Annotated in this window: 14 protein-coding genes and 1 pseudogene; 6 read left to right on the top strand and 9 right to left on the bottom strand. The window is 56.4% G+C overall.

Features of this window, described 5'->3' with window-relative positions; genetic code table 11:
- The 4 genes and pseudogenes from L0H14_RS10590 to L0H14_RS10575 all read right to left on the bottom strand — a co-directional run.
- Positions 1–563 (bottom strand): annotated as a pseudogene (locus L0H14_RS10590) (hypothetical protein); the annotation flags it as partial.
- A 7-nt stretch (positions 564–570) separates the two neighbouring features.
- Positions 571–1,389 (bottom strand): exodeoxyribonuclease III, encoded by an 819-nt coding sequence (locus tag L0H14_RS10585; protein WP_301421800.1) that lies wholly within the window; start codon positions 1,387–1,389, stop codon positions 571–573.
- Between the two features lie 196 nt (positions 1,390–1,585).
- A complete protein-coding gene (locus L0H14_RS10580) occupies positions 1,586–1,957 on the bottom strand; it encodes a hypothetical protein (protein WP_301421799.1) in 372 nt (123 codons plus the stop codon).
- Between the two features lie 8 nt (positions 1,958–1,965).
- Positions 1,966–2,559 carry a hypothetical protein gene (locus L0H14_RS10575; protein WP_301421798.1) on the bottom strand — a complete coding sequence of 198 codons (594 nt, stop codon included), beginning with the start codon at positions 2,557–2,559 and terminating at the stop codon, positions 1,966–1,968.
- 122 nt (positions 2,560–2,681) lie between these two features.
- Here L0H14_RS10575 and pyrE point away from each other — a divergent pair, with 122 nt between their 5' ends.
- Genes pyrE through L0H14_RS10550 form a run of 5 tightly spaced genes read left to right on the top strand, consistent with a single transcriptional unit; the run spans position 2,682 to position 5,636 of the window.
- The gene (gene pyrE / locus L0H14_RS10570; RefSeq protein ID WP_301421797.1) at positions 2,682–3,242 is read left to right on the top strand and encodes an orotate phosphoribosyltransferase; all 561 of its coding nucleotides are present in this window, start codon (positions 2,682–2,684) and stop codon (positions 3,240–3,242) included.
- A 50-nt stretch (positions 3,243–3,292) separates the two neighbouring features.
- The gene (locus L0H14_RS10565) at positions 3,293–3,601 is read left to right on the top strand and encodes a hypothetical protein (RefSeq protein ID WP_301421796.1); all 309 of its coding nucleotides are present in this window, start codon (positions 3,293–3,295) and stop codon (positions 3,599–3,601) included.
- Positions 3,598–4,239, top strand: a complete 642-nt coding sequence (locus L0H14_RS10560) for an RNA methyltransferase (protein ID WP_301421795.1) — start codon at positions 3,598–3,600, stop codon at positions 4,237–4,239. Before L0H14_RS10565 ends, L0H14_RS10560 begins: the two co-directional genes overlap by 4 nt.
- Before the next feature lie 39 nt (positions 4,240–4,278).
- Positions 4,279–5,301 (top strand): class II fructose-bisphosphate aldolase, encoded by a 1,023-nt coding sequence (gene fbaA / locus L0H14_RS10555; RefSeq protein WP_301421794.1) that lies wholly within the window; start codon positions 4,279–4,281, stop codon positions 5,299–5,301.
- Positions 5,301–5,636: a hypothetical protein gene (locus L0H14_RS10550; RefSeq protein ID WP_301419924.1), complete on the top strand. Its 336-nt coding sequence runs from the start codon at positions 5,301–5,303 to the stop codon at positions 5,634–5,636. The genes fbaA and L0H14_RS10550 overlap by 1 nt, the downstream gene beginning before the upstream one ends.
- Before the next feature lie 7 nt (positions 5,637–5,643).
- Here L0H14_RS10550 and L0H14_RS10545 read toward each other — a convergent pair whose 3' ends face one another.
- Positions 5,644–6,135 (bottom strand): FABP family protein, encoded by a 492-nt coding sequence (locus L0H14_RS10545; protein ID WP_301419923.1) that lies wholly within the window; start codon positions 6,133–6,135, stop codon positions 5,644–5,646.
- Positions 6,136–6,244: 109 nt separating this feature from the next.
- Between L0H14_RS10545 and L0H14_RS10540 the strand changes: the two genes are divergently transcribed.
- Complete coding sequence (locus L0H14_RS10540) at positions 6,245–6,436, top strand: hypothetical protein (RefSeq protein ID WP_301419922.1); 192 nt, start codon at positions 6,245–6,247, stop codon at positions 6,434–6,436.
- 43 nt (positions 6,437–6,479) lie between these two features.
- Here the strand turns inward: L0H14_RS10540 and L0H14_RS10535 are convergent, their stop codons facing one another.
- From L0H14_RS10535 to L0H14_RS10520, 4 genes are all read right to left on the bottom strand, one after another.
- On the bottom strand, positions 6,480–7,286 hold the full coding sequence (locus tag L0H14_RS10535; RefSeq protein WP_301419921.1) for an OBAP family protein: 807 nt from the start codon (positions 7,284–7,286) through the stop codon (positions 6,480–6,482).
- Between the two features lie 41 nt (positions 7,287–7,327).
- Positions 7,328–8,053, bottom strand: a complete 726-nt coding sequence (locus L0H14_RS10530) for a GTP pyrophosphokinase family protein (protein ID WP_301419925.1) — start codon at positions 8,051–8,053, stop codon at positions 7,328–7,330.
- A 115-nt stretch (positions 8,054–8,168) separates the two neighbouring features.
- Entirely contained in the window at positions 8,169–9,041 is an 873-nt protein-coding gene (locus tag L0H14_RS10525) for a MetQ/NlpA family ABC transporter substrate-binding protein (protein ID WP_301419920.1), read from the bottom strand.
- A 51-nt stretch (positions 9,042–9,092) separates the two neighbouring features.
- On the bottom strand, positions 9,093–9,574 hold a 482-nt coding region (locus L0H14_RS10520), incomplete at its 5' end, for a methionine ABC transporter permease (protein WP_301421793.1).

The following is a 9,574-nucleotide window of genomic DNA, read 5'->3' as shown; positions in this document are numbered from 1 at the left end:
AAACGCGACATGATCGAATTCGTTTCCCGTATGCGTCGGATGACGGTGGTCCCGTTGACGATGTCTTCGGTGACCGTATTGAGGCCGTGGGGTTCATCAGGGCCGCCAAACATTGCTAACCACTGGAGTGGAACCGTCCATAAGTCCATGAAGAAGCTGGAGATCGGTCGACTGATGAGTCCAGCATCAGCTTGGAGTTCGGATATCTTTTCGAAGGTATCCAACTGCTGTTGTGGCACTAAGCGTTTATAGAGCTTGTCATCGTAGTATTTCCGTCGAATTGTGGTCGATTCGAACGCGGCGCGTGCAAGATATTCGACGTGAAAAAACTGTTGGACTTGACCGAATGGGTCGGTCATTTCAAGGACCCGGACAATGGGTGGGGCTGAAGTGCTGGGAAAAGTTGAGTCAGATTCGGGCCGAAGCCGACGATTGAGTCGTTCGGCGGCTTCGGCCTCGATGTCGGCACGTGAAAGTTTCGTGGCAGCCTGGGCTAGGTTCTGGATTCGCGCCGGAAGCTTTTCCAGCGGCTGATAGATACGCAGAAATGCCAGGTGCCTCATAGTTTTCCTAGCCCAGCTGAGCTACCACCGGTACGTGGTCGGATGGACCTTTGCCTTTGCGTTCCTCGCGATCGATCCAGGCGTCTGTCACATCGTTGGCCAGATGCTGGGAGGCGAGGATGAAGTCGATTCGCATGCCCTCGTTCTTCGGGAAACGCAGACGTTGATAGTCCCAGTACGTGTAGGTTTCCGGGCCTGGGTGACGTGGGCGCACGACGTCGAGGAGTCCTGAGTCTTCAAACGCACGAAATGCTGCACGCTCTGGTTCAGAGACGTGGGTGAGGCCCTCTTCGAGGAAGAGTTCCATATCCCAGACATCTTCGTCGTAGGGTGCCACATTCCAGTCGCCGGTGAGCGCAAGGCGGGTGGTATCGGTCAAATCTGAGGTGACATGGGAGTGCAGAGCGTTAAGGAACCGAAGTTTGTACTCCATGTGCTCATCTTCTAATGAACGACCGTTGGGAACATAGAGACTATGGAGGCGGAAGGGTTCAACATCGGTTTTCTTGGTACCAACGGTGGCAGAAATTGCACGGGCTTCGACCTGTGGGTCGACCCCGTTTTTACCGAACTCCGGTTGGCCTTCAAAGCCATATTCCACGTCTTCTAACCCAACTCGGGAGGCGATGGCCACACCGTTCCACTGAGAGAAACCGAAGTGGGCCACCTGGTAGCCAGCCATCTCGAAGAGACCCCAGGGGAAGTTCTCATCTCGGCATTTCGTTTCCTGGATGGTCAGTACATCGGCGTCAGTAGCATCCAGCCAGTCTTCTACCCGATCAGCTCGAGCCCGCAACGAATTCACATTCCAAGTCGCAAATTTCATAATGACAAGCCTACCTGGCCAAGATATTGTGTCGGATGTGTTGTGGAGAACTTACGATTGTGGCGAAAAGCTTGTGGAAGTAACGAGCCTGTCCGTGCTCTCGGTGGCTGCTGTAGACACCGGTGGCTAGTGAATTACCAACACTGCCTGCATTATTGCTGCTGTCAGCTGTTTCATTGGAAGATGGTAGGGCTAGCTATAACAGCACTGAAAGGTCGCAAACCTCGTTCACGTGGTCTGCAGCTTCGTCGATGGCTTCGAGTTCCTCTTCGGACAACTCGGACACCGCTTTTTGGGCTTCAGCGGCTGCAGTTTCGTCGGCGCCGGTCAGGCCCTCCAGCTGAAGAAATAGGGGTTGCAGTTCAACCAGTGCCTCGCCGAGTTCGCCTTCGGTTTCTTCGGCGAAGTCGTTCAGCTCTGCGTACGTCTCTGTGAGCACTTCATTGGCGTGGTCTTCATCGGCTTCGACGACGTCTGTTTCATATTCCTGAAGTTGTGCACACGCCTCATCGGCTGCGGAATGACCGCAGCCGACAAGGAGTAACCCGCCGATGACGGGCAGGAGCAAGCGTCGAATTATTCGTCTTCTTCGGGTGCGGTCGCTTCGTCTTCAGGGGCTGGAGCATCTTCTTCAGGTAGGCCTTCTGGCATCTGCTGCTGTGGCATTTGGCCCTGACCCTGGCCCTGCATCTGCTGCTGGGCGTAGGAAGCACAGTAGCCGTTGATGGTTTCCAATGCTTCGGTCAGGCTGGTACCTTCGGCCGCAAATGACTCCGGGTCAAAGGACTGCATAGCTTCCATGCCTTCGCCAACGCTGGTGCCCATTTCGTTGAGGTATGCAGCGTGGACTTGCAGAGCGGTGCGCAGTGGAATGGTTTCGCCGGTGTCTGGGTTGGTCTGGTTGTCAGAACGATCATAGGAGTGGTTGCGAATATCTAAGGCAGCTGATTCCAGGGCCTGAGTGGCTTGGCCATCGCCGCCACCACCTTGTTGCATAGCCATACCTGCTTGCTGGATGCCTTCATTGGCTTTCGTCTCAGCGCCCATGATCAGGCCACAGGTTTCTTCCTGGGCACGAGCCTGGCTGACAGAGTCATCAGCGCATGCGGTCAGCGTGAGGCCGGCCGCGGCGGCGATGGCGGCGAATTTGCCCAAGGATTTGATCGACATGAAGATTCCTTTTCGTGACTGTCGTATAAAACTTCTCATCAGTACTGTACCTGAGCGTGTCCTAGCGTTTGTGGATTGCAAACAAGAGGGCACGCGCTTTGGGGCAACGTAGGATAGATGTCATGACCCATGATCTGACTGCCGACCGTGCACGCCTGGCCGAACTTATTCGCCAACTGGCTGTTGTCCACGGCAAAGTGACACTTTCATCCGGCAAAGAGGCCGACTATTACATCGACTTGCGTCGTATCACGCTGCACCATGAGGCCGCCCCGCTCGTGGGCCGTGTCATGCTGGGCCTCCTAGACGAGGCCGGTATTGAATTTGAAGCAGCTGGTGGCCTGACCATGGGCGCTGACCCCGTTGGGACCGCCGTCATGCATGCCGCCGGTGACCGCGGCATCGATGCTTTCGTGGTGCGCAAGACGCAGAAGGTCCACGGCCTAGCACGCCAGGTTGAGGGCCCCGGGGTCGATGGCCGCAAAGTCGTCATTCTCGAAGACACTTCCACCACCGGTGGCTCAGCCTTGACCGCGGTTGAAGGCGTCCGCAACGCCGGCGGTGACATCCAGGCGGTGGCCGTGATCGTGGATCGTGATACCGGTGCGGCCGAACACGTGGCAGAACAAGCCGGTGTGCCATACCTGTACGCGTTTTCGAAGAACGACCTGGGCCTCGACTAACCACGAGCCTCCCGATCCGTTCGCAAAGTTTTTCAACGAAAGGACCTCTCATGGCCAAAACGAAACCTGAACCAACAGCGGGCTTGGTCGTCGCCGGTATGCTCGGCGGCTATCTGACCGGCCGCGCCACAAAGCAGCGCCCCCTCGCCGGCGTCGTCCTAGGCGCGTGCGGCATTGCGGCCGGCAAACGGTGGCATCGTTCGTCAGGATCGGGCACCACTGCACTGCTGTCTACTATCTACGTCGGTGCTTTTGGACTGTCGCATCCGCTGGCGAAGAAGCTGGGTGCCTGGCCAGCCGTCCTTGTTTCTACAGCTGCGGCAGCAGGTGCCGCTCGGGTGTTGAACGACAAGCAATGACAACTGAATACCGCGAACCCGGTTGGGAAGAGCGCGAAGTCGGAGTTGGACCCTGGGAAGGGGACTGGCCCGAAGGCGACCATTGGGATCAGACCCTGTTGGCCGAAGGTGACCGTCGCAACGTCGCCGACCACTACCGGTACTGGACCGTCGAAGCGATCGTTGCTGATTTAGATACACGTCGTCACCCGCTGCACATTGCTATTGAAAATTGGCAGCACGACTTCAATATCGGCACCGTGGTGCGCACCGCCAACGCGTTCAACGTGGCTGGCGTGCACATCATCGGACGTCGTCGCTGGAATCGCCGCGGGGCTATGGTGACCGATAAGTACATGCACATCCATCACCATCCGACGGTCGAAGACTTCGTGGCCTGGGCGGCATCCGAGGAGCTGCCGGTGCTCGGGGTGGATCTTTTCGATGATTCAGTACCGATCGAGACCTTTGATTTCCCGGCTGCGTGCGTCATGGTGTTCGGTCAGGAAGGGCCGGGACTCTCAGAGGAAGTTCAGGCGGCTGCCGAAGCCACCTTATCGATCGCTCAGTACGGATCAACACGCTCTATTAACGCGGGCAGTGCCGCTGGTATTGCCATGCACGGCTGGGTCCGACAACACGGCGGTTCCGTTCGCTAGACTAACCATAGTTCTAAGTTTCATATCCAAGGAGCTTTCATGGCATTTGCCACCCCAGATCAGTACGCCGAAATGATCGACGCCGCTAAAACCGGCGGATACGCCTACCCTGCGATTAACGTGACCAGTTCACAGACCCTGAACGCCGCACTGCGCGGTTTCGCAGAAGCTGAATCAGACGGCATTATTCAAATTTCCAACGGTGGGGCAAAATACTTCTCCGGCTCCAATATTGAAGACATGGTCACCGGTTCGCTGGCTTTCGCGGCATTCGCTCGCGAAGTTGCCAAGAATTACGGCGTGCGCATTGCGCTGCATACCGACCACGCCATGCGCGACAAACTCGATAACTGGGTGCTCCCACTCATGGACGCTTCGGCCGCTGAGGTCAAGGCCGGCCGCGACCCGATCTTCCAATCTCATATGTGGGATGGCTCGGCTGAAACCGTGCCAGAGAACCTGCGTATCGCAGAGCAACTGCTCGAACGCACCGCTTTCAATAAGCAGATTCTGGAAATTGAAGTCGGCGTCGTCGGTGGTGAAGAAGATGGATACGCGGCTGAAATTGATGACAAGCTCTACTCGACCGTCGAAGATGGTCTGGCCACCGTCAAAGCCCTGGGCACCGGGGAGAACGGTCGCTACATTACAGCGCTGACCTTCGGTAATGTGCATGGCGTGTACAAGCCAGGCGGTGTTGAACTGCGCCCGGGGCTCCTGAAAGAAATTCAGGACGCCGTTGGCGCCGAGATCGGCCAGGACCGGCCATTCGATCTGGTGTTCCACGGTGGGTCCGGTTCTTCGGAACAGGACATCGCCGATGCTGTGTCCTACGGCGTGATCAAGATGAACGTTGACACCGACACTCAGTACGCCTTCACCCGTCCAGTTGCCACACACATGTTTGAAAACTATGACGGTGTGTTGAAACTGGACGGCAATGTTGGCGACAAGTCCAAGTACGATCCACGTGCGTGGGGTAAGGCCGCCGAAGCCAATATGGCTGCTCGTGTGGTTGAGGCCTGCCAGAACTTAGGCTCTGCCGGAAAATCGTTGAAATAATGGCTGAATCACAATGGGTACAAATAGGTTTCTATGTACCAATGGGCAATGCTGACGACGTCCGTGCCGCGCTGGCTGAGGCCGGCGCCGGGCGTCTCGGCAATTACGCTGGTGCGTCCTGGTCGACTACCGGGGTTGGACGTTTCACCCCACTTCAGGGATCCAAACCACGAATGGGTGCCACCGGTGTGCCAGCCGATGTGCCCGAACACAAAATCGAGGTACTGGCGCCGCGCAATATTGCTCGCGCCGTGGTCGAAGCCGGTATTGCAGCGCACCCCTACGAGGAGCCGGCCTACTACGTAACCGAAGTCTGGATGCTCGAAGACCTCTAGGTCGTGCCTAGGGCATGGTCTTGTGCAGTTCGCTGGAGAGGTGCTGCTGCATCTGCTCGCCTTCGGCTGCCATATCGTATTCGGTGTAGACCGCGCTACGGTCCGTGTTGAAGACGTAGTGGCGCATCGTCTGCTCCACGTGCTTGGCCGTACTGGTGTTCGCCACCACTGAGTAGCCAAGCACCATGGTTAAACTCTGGTCGTCATTGACCGTGGCGGTGCCCTCTAAAAGCTCGGTCTGACCGGTGGGCTGGGCAATGACAAACTCAATATGACCGCCTTCTCGGGGCCGCAAATAACCAATCTCGGTGTGCATTGGTACGCCATCGTGGTTGGTTGTTTTTTGTACGTAGGTCAAAAACGGTTTACCCTCGGTGGCGGTGAAGGTCAGCGATTCGCGGTAATGAAAGTCTTCAATGGTCGGGTAGTGGCCGTGGCCATGGCCTACCCACTCGCCCAGAAGAAATTCGTACGGGGCTACTAAATCATGCAAAGTCATGTCCCCATTAAACGTCATCGTGCAGGTTCTTGCCCATAGTTGGGTGGTTCGGCCCGGCCTGGCGAACTATACTGAGCTCATACTTTCACCACGCTTGGAGGAATAGATCATGGAACAGATTCCTTGGTTTGCTTGGATCGCTATCGTCGCCGTCATTATGTGGGGTTTGGTAATGATCTTCGGCAAAAGCTCCATTTTGTCCAACCGCGGAGACCAGGACGACGAACAACGCCGCGAAATTGACTACCTCAAGCGCCGTGTCGAAGAGCTCGAAGCCAGAATCAACCGTCCCAACTTGTGAGTTGTAGCGAGGGAGTGCACGTTTCCCGTGGATCCAATTCTTTTCAATTCCGGTGTCCAATTCGTGAACCCAGCGCGCTCGATTGCTGCGGGTAGAACTCCCATGGTGTTTCCATCTGGCGTAGATCGGTTTGTGCAGTCTGGCCACCTTCCCAGGCATTGGCGCCGGGTTGGACGGAAGGATTGGGGATATCTGCTCGGTTGTCACGCTTATCCGACGTTGAAATGCCCAGTTTGTCATCGCGGTCCTGAATCAGATCTTCGCGCAGTTGCCCGTCAGCGGTGAAACCCATCATCAGCTGGGGAATACCGTAGGGGAAGTCGTCGCGATCGTATTGCCATGTGTGGAAGGTTTTGCCATAGGTCGTGACGAGGTCTTCGAAATAGGCATGTTCGGCGAGTTCCGGTACACCGGGTGCAACGAGGGCGCCCGACTTCACCTCGTAGTGGTGACTATGCCAAAGGTGTTCCTCCTCTTCCGGAAGACTTTGGAAACGTTGTTCGCTAATGATGTATTCGATCCCGATCAACCGTGCATCGGGCGCATTGCTGTCGAAGATCACGCACTGATGCAGGTCGTGCCTCAAAAGGATGCAGAAGTGCGTGGCCTCGACTTGGCGGCCCATGTCATCGGCATAGAAATGAAAACCGTTGAGATAAGTGCTCATCGCATCGAGCGGGTACTTCGGTTGCAACAGATTCGAGCTGATGTCCAACAATCGGTGTTTCAGCGGGTGACCTTGGCTCATTTTGGCTGTGGTCAGCACTTTGCGTCCGACCATGATGCTGGCAGCCGTTGCTGCTCCGGCCGCGATACCGATGCTGACGCTTTTGAGATGATTGTGTCCCATGTAGCAACTCTAGGTACTCGGGGCATCGAGAGGAACAGCAGCTACTCAGATTCGTCGCTGGGGGTCTCAGAGAACCGTTGGGAAAGTTCCCATAGACGCTCTATGAGTGCCTCGTCGATTTCTTCGGGTTCTGCATCGATGGCCTCGGGCGCCCCGTGCACTTCGGCATGTAACTGTTCCATCCGTTGGTCGAGTTGTTCTGCGGCCTCGGCGGCGCTGGCCAGATCGGCCACAAGGTGGGTGGGCACTGCACCGTCGTATTTGTAGAAGATTTTGTGCTCGAGGCTCGCCCAGAAGTCCATGGCGATCGTCCGGATTTGAACTTCGACAATCACCGGCACCGCTCCGGTGGACAGGAACACAGGAATTTCGATGATCGCGTGCAGACTCTTGTACCCGTTGGGCTTGGGACGGGCGATGTAATCCTTGACCTCAAGAACTTCAACATCATTTTGCGAAGTCAGTGCTTCCAGGACCTTATAGGTATCGGCGATGAAACTACAGGTTATGCGAATACCAGCGATATCCGTGATATTTTCTCGGATCGAGGGCAGCGACGGGTCAAGCCCACGGCGGGCGACTTTGTCCAAGATGCTCCCGGGTGGCTTGACCCGTGAGGTCACGTGCTCGATCGGATTATATCGTCGCATGTGCAGGAATTCTCGTCGCAGGATCGAGACTTTCGTAAGAACCTCGTCTACTGCAAACTGATACTCCATCATGAATCGGGAGAAGTCGTGCCGTGACCGTTTTGCAAACGCGATCATATCGGAGTCAGTGAGTGCTTTCGACGTATCCGGTGTGCTCTCTGCGTCCATGGTCAGGCATTCCTGCTCTCGTTGTGCATCGCGTGGGAATTCAACGTTCTATGAGCGTCTGAGATTACTCTTGGTCGGTTGTTCCGGCCGGGATGATTTCACCTTCTGGCCAAGTTTCTTCGATGTACTCGGCTACCTCGTCGGAGTGCAGCAATTCATCGAGCTGTTGGATCGCTTCGTTGTCGTCGTTGGAAGAGTTCCACGCCAGGATGTTGGCGTAGGGGGAGTCGTCGGCATCTTCCACAACGATCGCGTCGCTGACGTCGAGTCCGGCTTCCAAGAAGTAGTTTCCGTTGATGATCGCCGCATCGATCGAAGCGTCATCTACCACTTGGGCCAGAATCTCCGGTGGATTCTCTTCGAACTCCAGGTTCATGGGATTCTGTTCTTCGGTGAGGGTCAACGCAGCGGATTCGCCGTCAATATCTTCGAGGAGCCCGGCTTCTTCGAGCAGCATCAGGGCACGGGGCTGGTTGCCAGCATCGGAAGTGATGCCAATGGTGGCGCCTTCGGAGATGCTCTCTGCGTTGTCATGTTGACTGGAGAACATGGCATACGGTTCGATGTGCACGCCCTCGCCGTGGGAGATCTCGTAGCCGTGATCTTCAACCTGCTGTTCTAAAAATGGTACGTGCTGGAAGTAGTTGGCATCGAGGTTGCCTTCGTCCATTTGACGGTTTGGCAGCTGGAAGTCGTCGAACTCAACGACCTCGATCTCCAAGTTGGCTTCTTCGCCAAGTTCTTCGGATACAAATTCTAGGATCTGGCCGTGGGGGACCGGTGTCGCACCAACGGTCAGGGTGGTGGTGCCATCTTCGCCGGCGGTTGGGCCCTCGGCGGTATCGTCGGAACCACCACAAGCGGCAAGGACGAGTGCGGAAGCGGCGGCCAGGCTAGTCAATGCCAAACGGCGCGAGGTGCGTGATGAGTTGAACATGTTGTGCTCCTGAGGTGTGTGGGGCGTATGCCCGGGTGCTGGTGATGGAAATTAGCGGTGGTCTACGGCCGCCACAATTTTATCGCCGATCCACTGAATGAGTTGGACGCCGATAACAATGACGACGATGGTGACGATCATGATCTGTGAATCAAAGCGCTGGTACCCATAGTTATAGGCCAGTCGACCAAGACCGCCACCGCCGATGAGCCCGGCCATTGCCGAATACCCTATGAGTACCACAATGGTGTTGGTGGTTGCAGCAATGAGCCCTGGAAGTGCCTCCGGAAGGAAAACTTTCGTCACAATCTGACCATTGGAGAGTCCCATGACTTCAGCGGCGTCGACGGTGCCGGTTGGCACTTCACGCAGGGAGGTCTCGACCAGGCGCGCAAAGAACGGTGCCGTGGCAATGGTCAGCGAGACGGTCGCGGCGATCGGGCCGATTGAGGTGTTGACGAGCCACTGGGTGAACGGGATGAGTGCGACCATCAAGATAGCATACGGGACCGAGCGGGTGATATTCACGACGA

The organism is Yaniella sp. (assembly GCF_030453185.1).
Lineage (GTDB): Bacteria > Actinomycetota > Actinomycetes > Actinomycetales > Micrococcaceae > Yaniella.
Note: the sequence above shows the minus strand (reverse complement) of the source record. Positions and strands in the feature narration are given on the sequence as shown.